The sequence below is a fragment of the Pseudoflavonifractor sp. genome, assembly GCF_050943825.1.
GTDB lineage: Bacteria > Bacillota > Clostridia > Oscillospirales > Oscillospiraceae > Pseudoflavonifractor.
In genome coordinates, this window is the sequence record NZ_JBMNPX010000016.1 from 42,564 (window position 1) to 63,011 (window position 20,448).

The window sequence follows — 20,448 nt, forward strand, 5'->3', positions numbered from 1 at the left end:
CACACCGATGGCGGATTCCGTTTCCCGGGCTGCGCCAGGGTCGTTGGCCTGGTTGGGGTCGTTTGTGCTGGTAAATTTGCTTACCAGTTACTCCAGGCGATTACTCCAGATGTCCTCATTCAAGAGGATGACTGTGCCGGACTCGTCCCCCAGCACCTCCATAGCGGCCTGGGGATCGTAGTAGTCCATGTCCAGATTCTCACTGTCGCTGTGGATCAGGGGAATATCGGCGTACTGCACATAGGTGTTGCCCTCAAAGTCAGGAAAGTACTCCTCCACATATTCCTGAATATAGACGATGGCGGAACGGGCCACGAAGAACACATTGTTCCGGATGGCACATCCCTCCTGGAGATTGGGACCGCCCTCATGGGAGAAGGCTGGGGAATAGCTCTGATCCATCCAGTCCTCCAGGCCGGTAAAGAGCACCCAGTTGTCCTCATAGATGCAGTCCACAAACTTGCGCTCCGGGTTCGGCTCCTCATCCCAGTTGAAAAAGGTCAGACCGGAAGAACATTGATAAAAGAGATTCCCTACAAATTGTACTCCATAGACGCTGCCGGATTCAAAACCCTGTTCCTCAAACGTTTCAATACCGCCGCCGGCGTGATACATATGGTGGACATAGTTGTTCTGAAACCGTGTACCGTGATTTCCTCCGCCCATGCCACCCGCCAGACGCTGGATCCCGGCTCCATAGCCGGTTGACGCATTTCCAGTGTTGTAAATTCCGACGATGCCGCCTACCCAGCCGACCTCACAGTTTTGGATCGTCACACCATCTCCTTCTCCCACGGTCACCACCCCGTCTCCGGCAAAACCGATAAACAAGTTGTCCAGCACGCAGTCGTCGGCAACGTAGTCAAAGAGGGGACACTGGGTCTGGAACTCAATATTTCCATAGAGTTCCCCGGGATTTCCTTCGTCACAGCGGAAGTACAGCTCCCCCACGGGGGTGAGTCCATCCCACTCCCAGCCGGTGAGAAAGACCGGCAGGGTATCTGGCAGGGTGCTGTCCGCTTTGGAGAAGAAGGTCAGGTTTTCCGTCAGCTCCGTCGTCACATCGAAGGGGGCCTGGGAGAGCTGTTCCTCCAGGTCAAATTCGTCCGGCGTCCAGTTGGCGGGGCCGATGTAGTGGAGAAACTCCTTCCCGCTCCAGTAGCCCAGCACCTTCTGGGCGACGATTTCCTCGTTCAGCACGATGGCGCCGCAGTCGGGCATATCCCGATGGTAAAGCCAGATATTCTCCCCGTTTTCTCCCTCCCACCAGAGCGACCAGAGAGTCGAATCTCCTCCGTTCTCCGGAGAGGCACAGATCCGGGGCTTTGCCCCCTCCCCGTAGGCGGAGTAGGTGACCCCTTCCTTCGTCTCCACGGTGGTGTTCCGCCAGACGCCGCCCCGCTCAAAGAACACCGCGTCGCCGTACGCCAGCGAAGCCTGGTTGACCCGGGCCAGGGTCGCCCAGGCGGTCTCGGGGCTGAGGCCGTCGTTTCCGTCGTCGCCCTGGTTGGACACGTAGTAGGCTGTACCGGTGTAGGTCTCGCCGGGGGTGAAGGTCTCACTCCATACAATCTCCGTGGATGTGTTGACAATGGCCTCCCGCCGTGCCACTGCCTCCTCCAGCAGGGCCGTGGCAGCAGCGGCGTTATCCCCACTCTCGTCCCGGAGCCCCACCCCCGGATCTGCGGCACACCCGGACAGTAACAATATAACGGCCAGCACCAATAAAACTGGCATCCCATGTGGTTTTCTCAACACACAGCACCTCCTGTTCCAAATATTGTGTGAAGTCAGTGGGAAACGGCAGGAACTCTGCTATCCCACGCGCAGTCGTTGTGTTCATTATAACTGCCATCGTCCGAAAGCGAAAGGATATTTTACCAAAACAGGCTGTCCCTTGCGGAAATCCCAGATGCTCTATCGATCGTATGTATTCCCGTTTTTGTGTTGCAGGGTCTTTTCTGGCACGATTTTGTACGGAACCACCGTGACAACCGCTACGGCTTTGCAAGCTTTCCCGGAAGATTCCTGACAGAACCGCTTGCAAAGCCCCGACCATGCAAGTAATATATAATGAATAGAGAGATAGGATTTTTGTAAGGAGTCTTTTATATATGAAACATTTGGTGGCTCTTTTTCTGGCGTGTGCCATGCTGTTGTTTCTTCCCGCTTGTGGGGGAGAGCAGAATTCCCAGCAGTCAACATCCGAGATGGTGACGTCTGAGGGTTCTGACGAAGTAAGCCGCGCCATTTCTTATGGTCTGGTACCGGAGGAGATCCAGGAGGACTACGATGCCGGCATTACCTTCCGGCAGTATAGCCAGATGCTGACCAACCTGATTAGCATTTGGGATAAAAGCCGCCTGGGTGAGTGGGAGAAAACTATTGCCCTTGCCGCTGAATCCGATGAGGAAATGCAGCGGGAGGACGGCATCCTGGCCACGGCCTATGCTATGGTACTCATGGAGCAGAATGCGCCCGAGAACTTCTTCCATCTGGACATCGAACCTGTCATGGAGCAGCTGGACAGCAACAGTGACACGCCCACCTGGGACTATCCGCTGTTTCCCGGCTGGGAAGAGACTGGATTTGCATGGTGCGATGGCAACTACATGTGGGGCGGTCTCACCACCTGCGCTGTAATGATTTCCCAGGTCAGCGGTCAGGCCATCTATCCCTATGACTTTGAAGGGAAGTCCGCCCATCTCCAGGACCCGCTGACCCGGGAAGAGGCCATCTGCGCCGTCCTGCGGCTGGGAGAGCTGAGTCCGGCCACGCTGGAGCCGGAGGGCGTGTATATGCAGCTCTCGGACGTGGGTACCTATGACAAAGGCATCATTACCGACGACCTGCTGAACGCCGAATCCGATCTGCCGGAAGTGACCCAGGCCCAGCTGCCTGCCGAGTGGAAGGGCGCCGGTCTTGGCAGCAGCAAGAATGACGGCGGCAGCAATTTCTGCACCGACTTCCGAGAGACAGATATCCAGTTTCTGGCTGACAATGGCTTCAACTTTGCCCGGATCTTTTTCAGCTTCTCCACCCTCCGGTTCCCGGACTACCCGGAGGACGGCCGTCTGGTCAACGAAAACGAGCTGCGGGATCTGGATCAGCTCATCGCCTGGGGCATGGAATACGGCGTCCACATTCAGATTGCCATGAGTTTTTATCTGGATGAAGGCGGCAATGACAAAACGGACGACTCCATTGCGTCCAATGACGCCCAGTGGGCCATGGTACAAGACTACTGGACCATGCTGGCACGACGCTATGCGGGGATCCCCAGCCGGTATCTCACATTCGATCTCAGCAATGAGATCCAGCCTGGGGAGGAGGACAATCTCGCCTATGCAGAAAGCAAGCTGAGTGAGCTGGTGTCCGCTGTCAGGATGGCGGATGCCCAGCGGGTGCTGCTCCACGCATTCCCGGCGAACCCTAACCCAGACTGGGTACAGGCGGTGGCTTCCATAGGCGTCGGCATCGGCTGTCACCCCTATTATCCCCAGTACATTGCCACCACCGGCTATGAATACGCCGAACAGAATCCCTACGCTGTCCCCTCCTGGCCCCAGCCCTGGTTCCCCATGGGCATGGTGCAGGACGGGGCCGTACCGTTGGTGATTCAGGGCGATCTTTCCGGCGCAGCGCTGTCGCTCCATGTCTGGGACGGCATGGAGGGTACGGAAATCTCCGTCCGCGCCGATGGGGCGCCGGTGGAAACGGTGGTGCTCTCCGGCGGAGTTCCGACGGAAGACGGCAATTTCCAGTATTTTGAGCAGCTTTATACGATGACCCTGCCCCAGGGAACCGCCGAGGTGGAGATTCAAATTTCCGAGGGCGGCTACGCCAAAATCGACACCATTATCATCAGCGGCGCCATGGGCGACGTGGTCATGGTGCCCCATGACATTGGCGATTACCCCGATCGTAGCGAGCCCCTGCCCCTCATCGTCCGGGAGGATGGCACCTACACCAACAGCGAGGACCGGATGATTGACGGCGCCGAACTCTACCGTGTGGACGTCCAGCCCTACCAGGACATCGCCGCCCAATACGGCGTAGGCTTCATGGTCAGTGAGTTCGGTATCTTCGGTGCCAATGTGAACTGGGACAATGATGTGGTGGTTGCCTACCACGACACAGTTCTGCAAATGCTCACGGAACAGAATATCGGCTGGTGCTACTGCGAGTTGTATAATGCGGTTCCCAATCACCTGACACTAATGCCGGTGGTGGGAGGAACGGAGTTCCAGTGGAGCAATGCTGCTGTAGAATCTGTGACGGTGACCTGCGAAAGCGGTGAAACGTGTGAATATCTCACCAACGCAGAACTGATGGATGTGTTCAAACAATACACGCTGCAGGACAGCTGAGCCGTTCATTTTTTGCTGAACCATCTTAAATCCGATCGATCACTTTACAGGCCTCCTGGTAATTAGGGGTGACAGCACCTCTAATTACCAGGAGGCCTTTTTGCATCTGCTTTTCAAGTGCTTTTTATTATTTGTTGTAAAAACCGGACCGCACCGTTCGCGCTGTTTTGTTCTGTTTTTCGATTTTCCAGTTCCATGCATGGTAGTGACTACCTATCTGGACTTGGTAATTGCCCTGGGCGGCTTTTCAATCCGCTGGAGATACTTCTCAATATGAGCCTGCGAAAACTGTACCTTCCCTCCAGGGTATGGCTGGTAATAGCCAATCAGTCTATTGGCGCGGAGCATATCCAGTTTCCGTACTGTGATTCCCAACATGGCAGCGGCCTGACTGCGCGAGTAGAGTTCCAAGAGAAACACCTCCTGACTGAGCATAAAATATCCCTTTATATAAATGGAGAAAAAGTGAACTGAACCTTGCCCCTTTCTTCGGCCTTTTCATTGTAATTCTGGTGCTTCCCTATGCTTTGGCCCAAAATGAAAGACGCCTATGCTCAGCACAGGCGTCTTTGTCTTTTACAATAATGCTTGGGCAATTGGTCAGATTATTGGAATTGCCTCTGTACAATTTTCTATTGCTCGGGTGTATTGGCATCCACTGAAAGAGTAAAGCTCTTCTTTCCGGCAAAGCGTTCACGCAGCAACGCAACCTGCCGTTCCAGCTCCTCCACAATACGCGTAACCTCTTCTTCAGTATAGTCATACGACACCTTGGAAGCGCAGTTTCCCAACTTCTCAAAATCGTTGATCAGGACATCCATACGCCGCTCAACAATGCGGATAAAACGTTCATGTTTTTTCTCGTTCATCATCGTTTCCTCCGTCTTTTTCCTGCTTGCCATCAGGCTGCTCAGCCGCTGGAACTGCAAAACCTTTTGATGTAAGGAATTCTCTGCACATAGCCTCAGCTGCCTGGATCAAATCTTCATTCCATGGAAAGTCCTTTTCGTCTTTTGCTAAGAGTATTCGGAGGCTATGATAAATTGCTGCCCTTGTCACTTTCAGATGCTCAAGCCTGACACAACCGGCATAGTCCAAAGCGTCCTCGTCCGAGTGATCCTCGCGCAGTTCGCTTGGGATAAATGGCCAGAACAGCCACAGAGCATCGTTTACCTGATACTTACCATCGGAAAAATAGGCTCTCCAGTCATCGTTGTGATTTTCACCTTCGACAGACAGTTCAAAAAAAGTGTCAGGGAAGTCTTTGGAGAGCTGAATCATATCACTCTGGCAGCTATACCATGTATCGTCCTCATTCAGCCAAACCCCAGCCCCGTCTTCCATGCACTCACACATGATGTACGGAACATACTGTTTCAGTTCATCGCTGATTCTCTGATAGAGATCTTCCGTCATCGGTTTTGCCGTCAGCAAGAAGTTGCTTCTGTATCCCATATCACATTCCCTCCTCAGGGCATTCCAGGATAAACAGCGGGACAATATCCGAATCGAAATTCCCTTGTTTGGGATCAGCAATGCCGTAGAATTTCAAGACACGCTGCTGTGTCTCCTCATTCAAATCAGAAAAAAAGATTTTCAACTCTTCCATGGTTAAATTCCTCCACTCATACGGTAAGAAAGGAGGCTGCGTACGTCTCCATACACAGTCCCCTTTGCTTATAACCTTCCAAAAATCGAATCCGTGATCCGCCGGCGCTCAATAAAGGAGAGCAGCAGATCATCAATGCCCTTATAGTTCGAGCTCCAGCGTTTTGGGATAACCTCGAATCCATTTTCGCATCCGACCTGGATCACTCGATCACGAGCTTTGCGAACATTTTCATTCACATGGAGATCCATATCGAAGGCAACTTTGATGGTATTGATCCCAAATCGCTTCAGTTCCTCAAGCATTCGCACATACTGATTGATATTTGAGACACCGGTTAACCCAACGAATGCACAGGGATGGCCCAGAACTGTGGAAAAGTATCGAGCAATGTCGGCCTTCATCACGCCCTCCGTCAGATAGACGGCATCTTCCTCACCGGTTACACCAGCAAAATGTGGACAACACGAAGCCGTTGCCCCATAATACTTGTCCACACTGGTCAGTGTGTTGAACTTGGAATGATTATCCTTGTCCAACCTGATTTGGATAGCCTCAATCTGCCCTTCGCAGTTCCTGTCCGGAACCATGATACCGGTGGCTCGAATATCCAGTTTCCACTGTCCGGTCTCTTCATCCACATAGAAACCAGGCACACCTTTCAAGTCACAGCCACGCTCCAGCAACTCCGTCACGATTTTAGCGGATCTGACAGCCGGCGTAGTTTTATAACCAAGCCGTATGATTTCGCTGCCAGAGAGTCCTCGGCCCAAAAGGGATTCCCGGTGAGCGGTGCCCAGGGAAAGCATGGAGAGCAAGTTGCTGTAGGTATTGTCCCGGGCCTCAACGGAGGCCAGTTCAAGGGCCGGCTTACTCTGCTTTACCTTCGTCTGAGCCTTGCGGACTGGATGCTCCGGTGCCTTTTCTCCCGACTGGAAAATCCGGCACAGTTCCTCATACGCTGTGTTTATTGAGATGTTATTCACTTCAGCGTAGAGGTGCAGTACACCGCCGCCCGTTCCACAGCGATTGCAGCGAAACACATTTTTGCTCAGATTGATATTGAGGTGCGCCTTTCGGTCATCACAGAACGGACATCTGCAATGCAGTTGTGTCCCGGAACTGCGAACAACGGGAATGCTGAGCAAGTCTACCACATCTTCAATATTGCATGGCAGATGATTGGAAACACCCATATAGCATCACCTCTTCTCACGGGCTGCATCCTTAGCTGGCTCTCTGAGCTGCCGCATTGACCAGAAGGATCGCAGCGGCCTTCAGCGCCAGATTTCGCCCATTGTACTTCTGAACATACCAATCCAGATCACTTGGTTTCCGCATCGCCACCTCGCCCAGCGTCTTTCCGGCATTATAGCCACAATCCACTTTCACTGCCTTGGCATCCTCCAGCGTCATGGTGTTCAGATAGTCATCCAAAGACATGGGTGTAGTCTGCTGGGGCGGCTGTGTAGTGGGAATCGGCTTAGGACTCGGGGTTACCGAAGCGGGCGCCGGCTGGGGCATTGTACTGCTGCTGATCTGAGACGCCGGCACATCCTCTTCCGCATCCATCATTTCAATGGGTGCATCTGCGATAATGCCGGACAGCATATCCGTATTGCCGCAGAATTGCGTGCCATAACCGGCAGCAGCCAGCACGCGTCCAATTGCCGCCGTTTCTGCGATCTCCAGATAGCGGTCGCCGTACTTCTCTTCAGAGCAGAATCTCTGAGCTGAGGCCTGCGCCAGGAATTGGTCGGCGGCGTCCGCTTTATCCTCGTACAGCTTGCAGCTCACAACAGCCGACTTCTCGTCAACATGGACGATGTCCGGCACAATCTTGCCCTGGGGCCGGTGTAGCCGGAACCACAGAAGTCTGTATTTCACATCCAGATAAAGGCTTGTGCTACCATCTTCGTTGGGCAGTTTCCGGGTAAATTCCGCTGGGTCAAATCCTTCAACCGCATTGATCGTAGGGATTTTCTTTGTCACAGTTTCCGTCATGATAAAATAACCTCCATTCTGATGGAGGAACAGGGGCATCGATACCACCTGTTCCTCCGGACTTAACCAACCAAATTCTGTTTCTCGCGGGCATAGTAGGCCACAATCCGATCGGACAGGATGGTATTACGCTTGTCCACATCACTCTTGTGAATGGCCATAAAGACCGCTTGTTTCTGACCAATCAGGATCACTTTTACCTTGGCTCGGGAAATCGCGGTATACAGCAGATTTCGGCGCAGCATGATGTAGTGCTCCTTCAGTATCGGGATGATGACTACCGGGAATTCAGCGCCCTGGCTTTTATGGATGCTGATACAATATGAGAGATCCACTTTTTCCAGCATGTCCGCAGAATACTCGAACTCTCGACCGTCCAGCAGCCGGATGTGGATTGTGGGTTCCCCCTCGCCATCCTCACGAATGGCAGTGATTACCCCGACATCTCCGTTGGAGACATCACCCTCACTTTTCGTTTGGATAATGCGATCTCCTTCCCGAAACAGCCTTCCTCCGCATTTGATTTCCCGGACTCCGATACGAGGCGGATTCGCTATCTCGCGGATCTGCTCATTCAGGCGATTGGAACAGACGACCCCCTTCCTACGCTGAGGAGATAGGATCTGCACATTTTCTACTCCGTGTTTTGAGACTTCTTCAAAATAGCATTTTAGAATCAGCTGATTTGCCGCTTCACTGTCTGCCACATCATAAAACGCAAAATCCGGCCCATACTGCAGCCGGGTATCGTTATGGTTGACCGCCTGCGCATTCAGCGCAATTCGGCTATTGGATGCCTGGCGGAACACGATGTCCAACACGGCTGTCGGAATCATCTGGCTGCGGATCATCTCACGCAGCACATTCCCCGGGCCGACGGAAGGCAGCTGATCGGGATCTCCCACCAGCACCAGCTGCGCCCCTGGCTTTAAGCGCTCAAATAGCGCGTAGGCCAAGCGCATATCCACCATGGAGCTTTCGTCCACCACAACAAAATCCGCAGACAGCAGATCAAAGTCCGTTGATTCCAGATCATCGTCATACTTGATTCCCATGGCGGCGTGGAGCGTATAGGCTGGAAATCCAGTCTGCTCACTCATGCGTCTGCTGGCTTTGCCGGTAGGCGCCACCAACAGGATCTCATTGTCCGGCTGCGTGCGGTGGTAGATATCCAGAATCACCCGTAGGGTCGTAGTCTTGCCCACGCCAGGTCCGCCCGTTATGATGGACACCGGCTGCGTCAGACATAGTTCCACGGCTCTGCGCTGAGAATCGGCGAGCTGTTGATGCAGAGCGCGTTCACTCGCTTCAATTTCGCTGCGCAGGCCATGAATTGGGGGCGCTTCACCGTATAGCAGCATAGACACCAGACGCTTTGCTGTTTGAACCTCGCAGTGCCGTTCAAAGTACGGATAGACACGTCCGTTCTCATTGTAAATCCGCTTTTCCTGGTGGGCTGTCTGCAGCGCCGCAGCGACATCATTGAGAGAAACGACCTCCTGCTCACAGTCGCGGTTGAGCAGGTCATAGCATCGCTCTGAGAGGCTCTCAAGCGGAAGGAACAGGTGTCCGGATCCCTTTGCTTCATCCAGCAGGAATTCAATGGCGCCCGCAAAGCGCAGCGGATTCTTGAGGCTGACTTTGGTCTTGCGCGCGATTTCATCGACGGTCAGGAATCCAAAACCACGGATTCTACACAGCTGGAATGGATCACGCCGAACAATGGCCAGGCTGTCATCGCCAAACACCTCTTGTATCTTGGCGATCTTCTTGACTGACACGCCGAATGGAGCAAGATACTCCGTCAGATCGCGGAGTTTTCTGGTCGCCCGGTAAGATACCAGGATCTTTTCCAGCTTGGCCTTGGCGATGCCCTTGACCTCAAGCAGTTTCTCCGGCTCACTGTCCAGCACTGCAATGGCATTCGTACCGAAACGGGCTACGATTGCCTTTGCCGTTTCAGGGCCAATGCCTTTGATCAGTCCTGAACTCAAATAGGCGATGGCTCCGGCCGCCGTGTTGGGCAGCACTTCCCGGCATGAAGTAACATTAAGCTGCATGCCGTATTTTGAGTTCTGCCATGTGCCTTCCAATTCCACGTCCACACTGCTGGTATCCGTCAGTCCATATCCCACAGCAGTGATCAGCGCCCAGTCCGTTCCGTATCTGCTGTGTCTCCTCGCCTCGACAGGCACCTGCAGGTCCTGGGTGTGATACAGGAACACACAGAATCCATCTGGCCCCTTGTACCTTGCATGGCTGAATTTACATCGCATCCCGCACCCCTCCGGTTTCCGTCCGGTAGTAGATTGGAATTCCGAGTTGCTCAGCCATAGCAATTTCTCCCTGCATACCCGCCGACACTCTGGATCCATAGACCACAAGCCGCGTACACAGCGTCAGAAGTTTCTTGCCAAACGCAACTGCCAGAGCTCGTTCCTCCGGAACACCATCATCCAGTAGGTACGGCAGGAAGGCGTGGGGAGCAACAGCGCGATCCCCAAACTCCTGTTCTGCCAGTCCCATATAGTTCTTTGCCTTGGCCGCATTGGAGAGCATTGCCGCTCTTGTGGCCGCCGACAGTGGAGAGCATACATATGTCATAGAAATTCAGTCACCTCCAAATCTTCATTGATTCCAACTTCTTGATCCGTGTTGTTATGCATACCGGTCGCACTGCAGCCCCTTTACAGGCTGCTCTTTTTCACATCGAATGTGCGGTATTCGGTCACATCCGCAAAATCGCGGTAGATCTCCGGATACTGCGCACGCAGCTGGGACAGTTGGGTCTTGGAAATGCCTTCCCGATACCCAGGGACATAGGAAACGGCATAGATTCCGTCATTGCCCTGACAGGAGGCCTTGCATGCGGTACCCATCAGCTCTACGATCGGGGCATACGCACTCTTGATTTTGCTGCCCAACTGCCGCGATTGCCGATCCAGTTCGATCTTCTCCTCTTTCCATGCGATGATCTGCTCCAGTTGGCTGGCAAAATGCTCTTCCAACTGGATGCAGGGAGCATTCTTATCTGCCAGACCCGAAAAACTGCGGATGGTCTCAAGCACCAAATCGGGCTTTTCCGTCAGCGGAGGCTCTTTACGCAGGCAGACATAATTTTTCCAGAAGTCCTCCAGAAAGTAGATCGTGTTTTCCTCGTCATCAAGGTCCCGATCAATTCTCTGCCACACGAAATCATCTTCATGGTTGGAAAAGAGGCATGCAATGTATGCGACATCGATGTTCATAACGCTCATGTAGTGGCGCACCTGGAGCTCGTAATGGCGCGGCACACTTCCGTTGGCCCAGAGATACTGCATGTTGTAGTGGGCCGTCTTACACTCCAAAATGGCTTTCCTGCCATCCGGGAGGATAAGAAATCTGTCCACATCAGCCAGCAGGAACGGGAAAAGCGGATGCTGATACATCGTCTGATCCCGGTATACGGTGAACCCGGTCTTCTTGGAAAAGATCTGAGCAACCACATCCTCCAGCAGGTGGCCAATGGCAAATGTGATGGACTTGTCCGGCTGCTCGACAGTTGGTTCAACCCCAGTCTTGTCGAAGTACAGATCTCGTGCCGTTTTGTATGGAGAAAGATGAAGGGCGGCAGCGACATCGCTACCGCCAATCCCCTTCTTCCGCCAGGCAAGCCACTCTTCCTCCGTTAAGGTGGAGGTATCCACAAGAGCAATCGGCTTATAATTCAAATCCAGCGCCATAGTTACATCTCCTCGCTCATTTCAAATTCGGTGCCACCGCATTCAGAACACTCCAAATCGTCCAGGGTCTCAAAATCTGCCATGGACTCGATCTGGCCGCAGTTCTTGCAGCGAGCATCGTGTAGTGAATCTGCCTGGCATATGAGGACACCGATCCGGTTGCATTGGATCAGCTCCTGAAACCCTCCTGATGCAGCTTTTGTGCGGATTATGACATCAACCTGGTCTTCCACACAGGCATCTGCCAACCCGGCACACCGTCCGGGATACTTCATGGAATAGAGCCCCGCAAGGCAATAAGCCGCAGACCACGCAAACTCCGGATAGACTCGATACTCCCGCTCTTCGCCTTCCGGCACATCCAAAAAGACACTATCAAGCTCTTCCTGGATCTTATCGCGGCTCTCATAGAGCACGCTCCGAGCAAAGTACCTTACGCCCGGCACTGTCGGTGGTTCAGCATCATAGAGGAACCGGTTCAGAAATGCCTCAATGGAGGCTTTTGTCCCGGTCACATCTACGATTCCACTTGCCCAATCAGACATTTATTCACCCCCGTTCTTCTTCAAATACGCTTGAAATTCTTTGCTGTGGGCTTCATCGTGGCACTCCATTGCAATGAGATCCACCATGATGGAATCATCCACATAGCTGCCTTCAGGCAACGGGCATTCCGGGCCAAGCGCATACTCGATTGCCTCGTGCAATGACTTGGCTTCCACATCCATATGCCCGTACATCTGCCAAACCAAAGGGACACGATAGATTCCCATGGCGCTCACCACTTGAAGTCACCGGGCCGATCGTACTCATGCCAGTTGATGCGCAGAGCACGCGCGATGTTTTCTTCCAGCTGTGCAATGCGGTAGGCGCTGGCGCCTTCGCACTGCGCAAGGAAAATCACATCCGACATGGCCAGATAGAGCTGATAGGCATTACATCCAGAACTTACACCAGACTGGCCGGCGAAAAGATCTGCCACCTCATAGCTCATTTTCTTGGTGATACCGATACGTTTGAGAACCCCGAGCATTGTGGTATAGGGATAGCGGATCTCCACATTCAGCAGCTGTTGCTGCCGTTCGATCGACTCCTTGAAACAGGCATAGAGCTGATCCATGCTGGACGCGAAGGCATCCAGGTCTGCACCGTTCTTATGGTCCAGTTTCAAAGGGTCCCCCAGCGGAATGATTCGATTGCTGCCGCCCAGAAGCAGGATGGGATACAGGTTGGCCGCACTCACGCCGACATCCGACGTAGTGAAGCGCAGCCCTGGCCGGGCAGACATCGCCTCGGTCACACCCTTTTCCGCAACGGCCTGCCGGTAGGTCTCCATCAGCTCATTGGCCTGACCATCCAAACTCCAGATGGCTGTTACGATGGAATGGTCGAAATTGGCTGTCAGGAAGTGATTTCCCGCAAAGTCTCGATCCAGAATAGACCGGACACACTGGACCAGCGGAAGAATCTCCAGAATGGCGTAATCCTTCGGATCCCCGCCGTGTACTGCAGAAACCTTGTCATCCGCCACCTTGATGAGACTGTCCCCGGAGGTCACATCCATGCAGTAGTTCAGGATCTGTGTGAAGATCGACTTGGATACCTTGTTCAGGGCGTGCCCGGAAATGCGGGCCCGTTCCAAAATCGACTTGATCGCACAGGATCGCACAGGGTAAGTCTCGCCGTTGACCTTGAGTAGCAAGCTGGTGTTCTCCATCGTGTCGGCAATGATCTCCGCGCGGCCGTCATGGTCGTAGAGCTTCAGGTACAGTTCGCCCATCTGCGTGTTCTTCTCCAGGGACTCGAACACGAGGTTCCGGGACGGTGCCGTCATCCAGCGGCTGTTCTCTTTTCGTTCCTTCAGGAATTGAATGAAATCACCTGGGTCATCAAATGTGCATCGGAAGTTGTCTGCGTAAATTTTCTGGTCTGTCATTGGTCAATACCGCCTTTCAAATTATTCTCAAACCCGCTGTTCAAACGGAATTTGGGCAAAAAAATAGCACTTCAATTTGCGTCATCACAAACCAAAGCGCACTTTTGCGGCCCCCTACCTGTCCGGTTGGAGTGCCTTTCCATTTTTGCAAGCCATACATGACTCGCTGATCACTGCTTAATCAGATTCCCGTGGGAAAAGAGTTTCTAATAAGTATAAAAGAATCTTACCACGCGGTGAAGGTTTCAACAATCATACCAATTATTACTTCCCTCCAATCCCCCAATATACAAATTTTCTTCTATGCTGGAGCAACTTCGACAAATTCCGAGTTACTTTTGACAAAGAATTATGATAAAGTGACTCTATATTTGTCAGATTTGCCCACCAACGGTTCCGGATGATTTGCCGCAATTTTCGCTGACTGATCCCCACGGTTAGAGCAGCTGGCAAGTGAACAGGCACCGTTATGCTTGATGATGTCAGTGGGAGCCTCTGACAAAGCGCGAGGAAATCAGGTGCCAATTTACGCAATATCTATCAATTCCGCCTTCCTTGTGACTACATTGGAAATGCCGTCTCAGTGGAAGGTTGAATATAAAATCTACCTGCCATGTATCTTTGAAAAGGAGGGCTTCATAGTGGACAAGTTCGCACAGTTTCTTCAAAATTTAGACATTCTACAGATTGTCACCGAGGAGGAGGTCAAGAGAACCGAAACATTGCTGCGGGTGTACGGCCCAATGCTGCGGTCCGCATCGCAAAGTTTGGTTGAGTTGAATGAGTTCTGTTACGAAGGGCGTCGGCAATCCATCTCTGATTTCATCAATCTGTCCATCGACTATGATCACGATACTGCTCGGCAGCGCATCGCTGAACGGCTGAACGGTATGGGACACGCTATGCAGCTGCTCTCAATTCTGGAATCTGCACTTCTCTTGGTTAAAGAGGACCATCGCCATGGGGAACTCTATTATAAAATTCTCTCCGTTCGGTATTTCAACACGTGTTTTAGATCAAATGAAGATGCCTTTCTCGCCCTTGGTATGGCCTCATCTACATACTACCGTCACTCCAAAAAGGCTGTGCGGATGTATGCCGCTTATCTGTGGTGCATCATCATTCCAGACCTGATTCTGAAGCAGATGCAGAATCAAAGCACATCTCCACTCGCCGAGTCATAAAGCAGCAGACAAAGTGGGAATCGAATGGGAGAATAAAGGGCAGTAAAATGGAGGTGAAATTGGCAGCTGCATGGCATTGATTGCAATATTTTAGCCAGATATAATTGACTATGCTGGAGAGCATTCGGGTTCTTGAAATCATTCAAGAGCCCATTTTTTCTGCCCTCACCAGCCAATACGGGAGCATGAGCCGAGTCGCTGCACAAAGCAGCAACTCGGCTTTTTTGCTGCCCAAATTGGGGAGCATGGCCAATGCGTACGACCTGTTGGGCCCGAGGGCCTCCTTCAAGTTGTTCAAATCCCAAAAATTTGAACAACTTGGAGGAATTATGAAAACGATTAAAATTAAGGATTACTATGGCGTCGAGCAAGTGGTTCCCGTGAGTGATGAGGTCTATGAAGAGTGGCTTGAGCTTCAGCGCGAGGAAGATCGCCAGCGCAAACGGATCTCTTACCATCACTACGGCGTCCCCCTTGATGATGTGTTAATCAACATGGCTGCAGCCGGCCCTGATCCCGTATCGGATGAGGTCGTGCGCCGCGATGAGGCTGCACGCCTCTACGATGCCATCAGCAAGTTGACACCCATCCAGCGGCGCCGCGTCATGATGCTCCTGGAGGATATGAACTGCTGGCAGATTGCAAAGGCCGAAGGCAGGGATCCCTCTGTGATCTACCGCTCTGTGGAAAAGAGTTTTCTGCGTTTACGTATTCTCCTCAAAGGTTAATTGATCCCAGGGGGGCAGCCGTCCCTGGCTGTCCCCCGCTCTCCTCACATTGTTGTTACTTGACGACGATGTGCGTAAATAGAAATAGAGTTCAATCAGCAGGAGGTCATCGTATGATTATTTCAGTAGATCACGGCAACAAGAGCATCAAAACACCGCATTTGCTCTTCACGTCCGGACTGGTCGAATCCGAAAACCAGCCTGGAATCAAAACGGACTGTATTTTTTGGGACGGAAAATACTATTCCTTGACGGAAAAGCGCATCTCTTATTTACGGGACAAGACTGAGGATGACCGGTTCTTTGTGCTTACACTGTTCGCCATTGCCAAAGAGCTGGAGTATGCCGGCATCAAGGAACCCGATGATACGGTAGATGTCACACTCCTGATCGGGCTGCCGCCCGCACATTATGGCCAGCTTCATGCGCGGTTCGAACAGTACTTCCTGAGAAAACGCGAAGTGGTAGATTTCGAGTACAATGGCCGCTACTACTCCATCCGGATCGGAAAGGTAGTGAGTTATACCCAGGCTCTGGCGGCCGCAGTTACGAAGTTCGGTGAACTCAAAAAACACGCCTCCTCCTATATCATCGATATCGGCGGCTATACCGTCGATGTCCTGAAACTGAGGTATGGCAAGCCGGACCTGGCTGTGGTCGAAAGTTTTGAGCAGGGTGTGATTACGCTCTACAACAGCATCTTCAGCCAGTGTAATTCCCAGTATGCTCTTCATCTGGAAGACTGCGATATTGACGAGGTCATCAAAGGTGAACCCACGATTCTGCCGGGCGAGGTGCAGATCCTGATTCGAAAGATGGCCAGTCAGTTCCTGACCGAGTTCTGCAATTTCCTTGGTGAGCGCAGCATCGATCTGAAGGTCAGCAAATGCGTCTTCGCCGGCGGCGGTTCTCTGCTGCTTCGTCAAATCATTGAACGCAGTGATAAGGTCGGGTTCCCGATCTTTATCGAGGATATCCATGCCAATGCCGTCGGCTATGATCTTCTCTATAAGAGTGAGGTGGCAGTCCATGGCGGTCAGTAATCATCGTCCCAGAATCTCTCTCCAGTTTAATGACTTCGACTTCCGGCACCGGAAGGTGTTGGAGATCCTTCGAGCCAGGCCCCGCAACATGACGGATATGGTTGTGAATGCAATTCTGCACTTTATCAGCTGTCCGGATGCTGAACAGGAGTACAACAAGGAGTCCTTGAAGAAGATTATTCGGGAGGTCATCTTGGAAATGCAGGCAGAAGGCAACCTTGGCGTTTGTTCGCAGTCCTCCGAGCCGGATGAACCTGCGGCCGATCCGGATCTCAGTGATATGATGGCCGCATTCCGAAATCAAGCATGACCAGAGGGGTGCAAAATGAAGCACATCACAATCGATAACCTCGAACATATCCCGGAGTCCGCAACCTTCCAGGATCTTCGATATCTCCATGGTACAGGCCGGTCGAAAACATCCATAGGTGCATATGGGCGCAAGCATAGTGACTACCGCTTTGGTGCACAGACCGAGATCGGCGACATTGAGATTTCGGTGTGGGAAGCTGCAATGCACCGGCTCATTCGGAACAGCGGGGAAGAGGCCCTGTACCAAGCACTTCTCGCTTGGGTTGAGGCGGATACCCCGTGGTTACACACCAAGAGAGAGCGCGAGCTGTATGCCTTAGAACTGCACTCCGCTCGCATCTTTGAACTTCCAGAATGGGTTGCCAAGCAGGAGTTTGAAGAGAACTACATGCCCAAAAGAGATTAGGAGGGAAACGATATGCCCATGAAACAGCGTTGCGGCGTACTGGTCTACAACAAGGAGAGGGATCGGATCGATATCCGATTTGGCCTTAACAACTACTATGGTGGGCTGCATTGCGGCCAGTGTTTCGATGTCATGATCAAAGGACGATGGGTACCCACACGGATCGAGATGGCGCGCACCTGGTACCTGGTGGGAATCCAGACGGATAATCTGATTGGCTTGAGGGTGAGAATCTAAGGCGCCATCTCGGCATAATCGATTGCTATACAGATTTCACAGCAGCTCTCTCAAGTGAGAGCGAATGCTCCAGGTACGTCAGCGGCTTTGCACAAACGAAAACAATCTCCAGCTAGAAACCTCCATGCGGTCACACGGCGACAATTCTGATCCAGGCATCGGCTTAGCAGAGAACGGCAAATCCTCTTAATTCGAGGATTTGCTGTTCTCCATATTATCTTATAATTTATATTGATATTTACTCATAATTTTGCTAAACTGTTGTCAGAGGAGGTGGACAAAATGCCAAGCATCCGTCCTATTTCAGATTTGAGAAACAACGCCAATGAAATTTCGGATTTTTGCCGTCAGACACGGGAGCCGGTCTATATCACTCGCAACGGGACCGGAGACATGGTAGTCATGAGCATAGAGGAATATGAGCGACAGCAGGCACTCATTGATTTATACGGCAAACTGGCTGTGGCAGAACAGGAGATTGCCTCAGGCGCGGAGGGCGAGGACTTCTTAACACTTGCCCAGTCTCTGCGGGAGCGTGTCCATGGAAGTATATAAAGTTAAAATCTTTCCAACAGCCAAACAGGACCTGGAGGAAATCATTGACTATCTCAACACCCTCTCTCCAGAAACAGCATTGAATTACTATGATCTGTTGGTCAAAGAGATCTCCAGCCTCTCCACCATGCCGGAGCGATGCCCGCATCCCAAAGATCTTGCTTTGGCTGCCAAAGGATACCGTTACCTGATTGTCAAGAACTACCTCGTCTTTTATGTGATTTCAGGCAACACAGTGCAAATTCGAAGGATTTTATATGCGCGTCGGGACTATCGAGCGCTGCTCTGAAAAGAACTGGCAGGGGCGTATGCTCCTGCCAGTTCTTTTGTCATCTGGGAATGAACGGGTACTGTCCCCGCAGTGAAAGCAAGGGAGACTATTCACATAAGATAGAGTTGGTTCCGCCTCATGTATTTCTTTAGAGCGGCCCCAGCAGGACTTCCACATTTCCCTCTTTGTCCACATTCAGCCGCATGGGTCTAAGGTAGCGATCGTAAAACTGCGCCTGCTCACCGGTGGAGAGCTCGGCCCTGGTGCGGCGGATGGCCTCTTGAAACAATTCCTGGATATTGAAATGGACTGCTTCGTCCAAGCTCTTTCTGACCTCATTCAAAACCGCCTGAATGCGAATCTCGTCGCTGTTTCCGGTGCAGAAGTCGTCCATATAGCAATAGGTAATGCCCGCATCGATCATGGCTCGCTTGATATCCGGCCCACACTTGTCCGACTCCACAAGGACCAGGAAATGCGCCTCTGGCATGGCCGAGATCAGGCCCCAGTAGTCCGAGTCGCTGGAGGCCAAAATAAAGGAATCTGTGTCGTTCTGAAAGAATTCCCGGCAAGTTCCAGTGGTAAGGCGAATATCCACCAGAGATTTGTTCTCCTTGATGCGCTCGATCATATTGTGCTCGATCGGGATCTGGGTGAATTTCTCAAGGATCTTCCAGGCAGTGGTGGTATGGACATCGTCGTACAAAATAATCTTGCTGATTTTCCCCAGAAGTGCCGCCTGGTCCAGATTGTTCAGCGTGGCATAGAGCTTGTAGGGATCCGCATTCTCGCAGTCTACAACGACAGCGGTTCTGCTGCTTCGCTCCAAAAAGTCATAGATTCCGTTTTTGGCTATGAGCCCTGCATCTGTGACCTTGCTCATGTCCGTGAAGTAGTCCTCATGATGCTCGTAGAGAAGACGGACAAATTTCTTGTCGTTATAAAGGATGTTGCCCACATCAGATGGAGCTGACCAGTTCATGTAAACTTGATAGGGATAAATTTCCTTATGGGCATAATAGTCAGCAGCAGCGCCTTTGGCGCCTTTCTCCGTTGTACCGCCTGGCATGATAAACAGTTGGCGGATGTAAGACCAATTCAGCCAGATGGGGAAAAGGTTCTTGCAGTTGTTGATCCGGTTTGCGATATGGCTGTTGATGTCTATAATGTACTGAATGGGCTGAGCATTGGCTCGATAGATGGAAAGGCCATCTGCCGACAGCTGATCGATACATTCTCTTGGAATATACTCCGGCATACTGGCAATGCCCTTCAAATCATACCGCATAGCCTGATAGATGTTCCGGTAGTTGCGCTCAAATGCTGTCCGCAGCATACAGAGGTTCCGAATGATCCGGGCATTCTTATCTTTTTCAAGCGCTTCATACCACTCCATCTTCGGGGGCTCATGCTCATTTTCAAAGATATGGAACGGAACACCGATGAGATATGCGAACTTGGAGATCACCATGTAGGTACCATTCTCATATAACGCATATCGGGAACGATCTGCAGTTTCCTCGCCATACAATACTTCGGCAATCAGCTGCTCCTCTTTCACAAGCCATTGTCCCCCTTTCGCGTTGATTCTCCTTTTTAGTTTATTATACGGGAATGGCAATGGAAAGACAACCATTCACCCCGGTATCCAACCAAGTTGACTTTATACTCCCAAAGGAGTATAATCCTTTTAAGGAGGTGGTAGTATGATCCGTCAGTTATTTCATGGATCCCCCAGCATCATAGAGAAGCCCCAATTTGGTTATGGTAAGGTATATAATGACTATGGCCTGGGATTTTACTGTACCGACAGTCTGGAAATGGCAAAAGAATGGGGCGTAGCTCAGAATCGGAACGGGTATGCCAACCGCTATGAGCTGGACTGTGAAGGTCTCAAAATTTTGGATCTGAACGGACCTTCTTTCAATATCCTTCACTGGCTCGCTGTGCTTTTGGAAAACCGTGAGTTTGATGTGCCCTCCGGACTGGCGCTGGAGGCCAAAGAATATATCCTGAATACTTTTCGCGTAGATTATCAGTCACAGGATGCCATCATCGGATATCGCGCCGA

General features: G+C 51.9%; 23 protein-coding genes. 10 read left to right on the forward strand and 13 right to left on the reverse strand.

Translation table 11 applies throughout. The annotated features are described in order from the left end of the window. Positions 1 to 87 precede the first annotated feature (87 nt). Positions 88 to 1,737: a hypothetical protein gene (locus ACOX7T_RS11880; RefSeq protein ID WP_433443009.1), complete on the reverse strand. Its 1,650-nt coding sequence runs from the start codon at positions 1,735 to 1,737 to the stop codon at positions 88 to 90. Between the two features lie 473 nt (positions 1,738 to 2,210). On the opposite strand from ACOX7T_RS11880, the gene ACOX7T_RS11885 reads away from it, so the two are divergent. Then, positions 2,211 to 4,370: a hypothetical protein gene (locus tag ACOX7T_RS11885; RefSeq protein WP_433443011.1), complete on the forward strand. Its 2,160-nt coding sequence runs from the start codon at positions 2,211 to 2,213 to the stop codon at positions 4,368 to 4,370. A gap of 632 nt (positions 4,371 to 5,002) precedes the next feature. Here the strand turns inward: ACOX7T_RS11885 and ACOX7T_RS11890 are convergent. The 11 genes from ACOX7T_RS11890 to ACOX7T_RS11940 all read right to left on the reverse strand — a co-directional run bounded on the left by ACOX7T_RS11890 (position 5,003) and on the right by ACOX7T_RS11940 (position 13,641). Further along, positions 5,003 to 5,239, reverse strand: coding sequence for a hypothetical protein (locus tag ACOX7T_RS11890; protein ID WP_052082700.1), 237 nt, complete (start codon positions 5,237 to 5,239; stop codon positions 5,003 to 5,005). Next, positions 5,220 to 5,825, reverse strand: coding sequence for a hypothetical protein (locus ACOX7T_RS11895; RefSeq protein ID WP_052082701.1), 606 nt, complete (start codon positions 5,823 to 5,825; stop codon positions 5,220 to 5,222). Before ACOX7T_RS11895 ends, ACOX7T_RS11890 begins: the two co-directional genes overlap by 20 nt. 1 nt (position 5,826) lies before the next feature. Continuing rightward, entirely contained in the window at positions 5,827 to 5,979 is a 153-nt protein-coding gene (locus tag ACOX7T_RS11900) for a hypothetical protein (RefSeq protein WP_433443015.1), read from the reverse strand. A 68-nt stretch (positions 5,980 to 6,047) separates the two neighbouring features. Next, on the reverse strand, positions 6,048 to 7,175 hold the full coding sequence (locus ACOX7T_RS11905) for a CHC2 zinc finger domain-containing protein (RefSeq protein WP_433443017.1): 1,128 nt from the start codon (positions 7,173 to 7,175) through the stop codon (positions 6,048 to 6,050). A gap of 31 nt (positions 7,176 to 7,206) precedes the next feature. Beyond that, positions 7,207 to 7,983: a hypothetical protein gene (locus ACOX7T_RS11910; RefSeq protein WP_433443019.1), complete on the reverse strand. Its 777-nt coding sequence runs from the start codon at positions 7,981 to 7,983 to the stop codon at positions 7,207 to 7,209. Between the two features lie 62 nt (positions 7,984 to 8,045). Continuing rightward, positions 8,046 to 10,259: an SF1B family DNA helicase RecD2 gene (gene recD2 / locus ACOX7T_RS11915; RefSeq protein ID WP_433443021.1), complete on the reverse strand. Its 2,214-nt coding sequence runs from the start codon at positions 10,257 to 10,259 to the stop codon at positions 8,046 to 8,048. Beyond that, positions 10,249 to 10,542, reverse strand: a complete 294-nt coding sequence (locus tag ACOX7T_RS11920; protein ID WP_433443024.1) for a DUF4406 domain-containing protein — start codon at positions 10,540 to 10,542, stop codon at positions 10,249 to 10,251. The genes recD2 and ACOX7T_RS11920 overlap by 11 nt, the downstream gene beginning before the upstream one ends. Before the next feature lie 128 nt (positions 10,543 to 10,670). Then, the gene (locus ACOX7T_RS11925) at positions 10,671 to 11,705 is read right to left on the reverse strand and encodes a YqaJ viral recombinase family protein (RefSeq protein ID WP_433443027.1); all 1,035 of its coding nucleotides are present in this window, start codon (positions 11,703 to 11,705) and stop codon (positions 10,671 to 10,673) included. Between the two features lie 2 nt (positions 11,706 to 11,707). Then, on the reverse strand, positions 11,708 to 12,250 hold the full coding sequence (locus tag ACOX7T_RS11930; RefSeq protein WP_433443029.1) for a hypothetical protein: 543 nt from the start codon (positions 12,248 to 12,250) through the stop codon (positions 11,708 to 11,710). Next, the gene (locus tag ACOX7T_RS11935; RefSeq protein ID WP_433443032.1) at positions 12,251 to 12,478 is read right to left on the reverse strand and encodes a hypothetical protein; all 228 of its coding nucleotides are present in this window, start codon (positions 12,476 to 12,478) and stop codon (positions 12,251 to 12,253) included. Between the two features lie 5 nt (positions 12,479 to 12,483). Then, positions 12,484 to 13,641, reverse strand: coding sequence for a hypothetical protein (locus ACOX7T_RS11940; protein WP_433443035.1), 1,158 nt, complete (start codon positions 13,639 to 13,641; stop codon positions 12,484 to 12,486). 641 nt (positions 13,642 to 14,282) lie between these two features. Between ACOX7T_RS11940 and ACOX7T_RS11945 the strand changes: the two genes are divergently transcribed. From ACOX7T_RS11945 to ACOX7T_RS11980, 8 genes are all read left to right on the forward strand, one after another. Next, positions 14,283 to 14,825: a hypothetical protein gene (locus ACOX7T_RS11945; protein ID WP_433443038.1), complete on the forward strand. Its 543-nt coding sequence runs from the start codon at positions 14,283 to 14,285 to the stop codon at positions 14,823 to 14,825. Positions 14,826 to 14,935: 110 nt separating this feature from the next. Further along, the gene (locus ACOX7T_RS11950; protein WP_433443041.1) at positions 14,936 to 15,553 is read left to right on the forward strand and encodes a hypothetical protein; all 618 of its coding nucleotides are present in this window, start codon (positions 14,936 to 14,938) and stop codon (positions 15,551 to 15,553) included. A gap of 113 nt (positions 15,554 to 15,666) precedes the next feature. Continuing rightward, positions 15,667 to 16,596, forward strand: coding sequence for a ParM/StbA family protein (locus ACOX7T_RS11955; RefSeq protein WP_433443044.1), 930 nt, complete (start codon positions 15,667 to 15,669; stop codon positions 16,594 to 16,596). Next, entirely contained in the window at positions 16,583 to 16,906 is a 324-nt protein-coding gene (locus tag ACOX7T_RS11960) for a hypothetical protein (RefSeq protein ID WP_433443047.1), read from the forward strand. Before ACOX7T_RS11955 ends, ACOX7T_RS11960 begins: the two co-directional genes overlap by 14 nt. A 15-nt stretch (positions 16,907 to 16,921) precedes the next feature. Further along, positions 16,922 to 17,314 carry a hypothetical protein gene (locus tag ACOX7T_RS11965; protein ID WP_075703398.1) on the forward strand — a complete coding sequence of 131 codons (393 nt, stop codon included), beginning with the start codon at positions 16,922 to 16,924 and terminating at the stop codon, positions 17,312 to 17,314. Positions 17,315 to 17,332: 18 nt separating this feature from the next. Continuing rightward, a complete protein-coding gene (locus ACOX7T_RS11970) occupies positions 17,333 to 17,551 on the forward strand; it encodes a DUF5348 domain-containing protein (RefSeq protein WP_433443064.1) in 219 nt (72 codons plus the stop codon). A gap of 282 nt (positions 17,552 to 17,833) precedes the next feature. Continuing rightward, entirely contained in the window at positions 17,834 to 18,106 is a 273-nt protein-coding gene (locus ACOX7T_RS11975) for a type II toxin-antitoxin system Phd/YefM family antitoxin (protein ID WP_433443050.1), read from the forward strand. Continuing rightward, positions 18,093 to 18,395: a type II toxin-antitoxin system RelE/ParE family toxin gene (locus tag ACOX7T_RS11980; protein ID WP_433443053.1), complete on the forward strand. Its 303-nt coding sequence runs from the start codon at positions 18,093 to 18,095 to the stop codon at positions 18,393 to 18,395. Before ACOX7T_RS11975 ends, ACOX7T_RS11980 begins: the two co-directional genes overlap by 14 nt. Positions 18,396 to 18,525: 130 nt before the next feature. Here the strand turns inward: ACOX7T_RS11980 and ACOX7T_RS11985 are convergent, their stop codons facing one another. Then, the gene (locus ACOX7T_RS11985; protein WP_433443056.1) at positions 18,526 to 19,938 is read right to left on the reverse strand and encodes an NYN domain-containing protein; all 1,413 of its coding nucleotides are present in this window, start codon (positions 19,936 to 19,938) and stop codon (positions 18,526 to 18,528) included. 145 nt (positions 19,939 to 20,083) lie between these two features. Here ACOX7T_RS11985 and ACOX7T_RS11990 point away from each other — a divergent pair. Further along, positions 20,084 to 20,448, forward strand: a 365-nt coding sequence (locus tag ACOX7T_RS11990; RefSeq protein WP_433443059.1) for a DUF3990 domain-containing protein, incomplete at its 3' end; no start/stop codon positions are given.

Excerpts from the sequence above, each read along its gene's own strand:
- ACOX7T_RS11880 (WP_433443009.1), bottom strand. The coding sequence starts at position 1,737 with ATGCCAGTTTTATTGGTGCTGGCCGTTATATTGTTACTGTCCGGGTGT.
- ACOX7T_RS11885 (WP_433443011.1), top strand. The coding sequence starts at position 2,211 with ATGGTGACGTCTGAGGGTTCTGACGAAGTAAGCCGCGCCATTTCTTAT.
- ACOX7T_RS11890 (WP_052082700.1), bottom strand. The coding sequence starts at position 5,239 with ATGAACGAGAAAAAACATGAACGTTTTATCCGCATTGTTGAGCGGCGT.
- ACOX7T_RS11895 (WP_052082701.1), bottom strand. The coding sequence starts at position 5,825 with ATGGGATACAGAAGCAACTTCTTGCTGACGGCAAAACCGATGACGGAA.
- ACOX7T_RS11900 (WP_433443015.1), bottom strand. The coding sequence starts at position 5,979 with ATGGAAGAGTTGAAAATCTTTTTTTCTGATTTGAATGAGGAGACACAG.
- ACOX7T_RS11905 (WP_433443017.1), bottom strand. The coding sequence starts at position 7,175 with ATGGGTGTTTCCAATCATCTGCCATGCAATATTGAAGATGTGGTAGAC.
- ACOX7T_RS11910 (WP_433443019.1), bottom strand. The coding sequence starts at position 7,983 with ATGACGGAAACTGTGACAAAGAAAATCCCTACGATCAATGCGGTTGAA.
- recD2 (WP_433443021.1), bottom strand. The coding sequence starts at position 10,259 with ATGCGATGTAAATTCAGCCATGCAAGGTACAAGGGGCCAGATGGATTC.
- ACOX7T_RS11920 (WP_433443024.1), bottom strand. The coding sequence starts at position 10,542 with ATGCTCTCCAATGCGGCCAAGGCAAAGAACTATATGGGACTGGCAGAA.
- ACOX7T_RS11925 (WP_433443027.1), bottom strand. The coding sequence starts at position 11,705 with ATGGCGCTGGATTTGAATTATAAGCCGATTGCTCTTGTGGATACCTCC.
- ACOX7T_RS11930 (WP_433443029.1), bottom strand. The coding sequence starts at position 12,250 with ATGTCTGATTGGGCAAGTGGAATCGTAGATGTGACCGGGACAAAAGCC.
- ACOX7T_RS11935 (WP_433443032.1), bottom strand. The coding sequence starts at position 12,478 with ATGGGAATCTATCGTGTCCCTTTGGTTTGGCAGATGTACGGGCATATG.
- ACOX7T_RS11940 (WP_433443035.1), bottom strand. The coding sequence starts at position 13,641 with ATGACAGACCAGAAAATTTACGCAGACAACTTCCGATGCACATTTGAT.
- ACOX7T_RS11950 (WP_433443041.1), top strand. The coding sequence starts at position 14,936 with ATGCTGGAGAGCATTCGGGTTCTTGAAATCATTCAAGAGCCCATTTTT.
- ACOX7T_RS11955 (WP_433443044.1), top strand. The coding sequence starts at position 15,667 with ATGATTATTTCAGTAGATCACGGCAACAAGAGCATCAAAACACCGCAT.
- ACOX7T_RS11960 (WP_433443047.1), top strand. The coding sequence starts at position 16,583 with ATGGCGGTCAGTAATCATCGTCCCAGAATCTCTCTCCAGTTTAATGAC.
- ACOX7T_RS11965 (WP_075703398.1), top strand. The coding sequence starts at position 16,922 with ATGAAGCACATCACAATCGATAACCTCGAACATATCCCGGAGTCCGCA.
- ACOX7T_RS11970 (WP_433443064.1), top strand. The coding sequence starts at position 17,333 with ATGAAACAGCGTTGCGGCGTACTGGTCTACAACAAGGAGAGGGATCGG.
- ACOX7T_RS11975 (WP_433443050.1), top strand. The coding sequence starts at position 17,834 with ATGCCAAGCATCCGTCCTATTTCAGATTTGAGAAACAACGCCAATGAA.
- ACOX7T_RS11980 (WP_433443053.1), top strand. The coding sequence starts at position 18,093 with ATGGAAGTATATAAAGTTAAAATCTTTCCAACAGCCAAACAGGACCTG.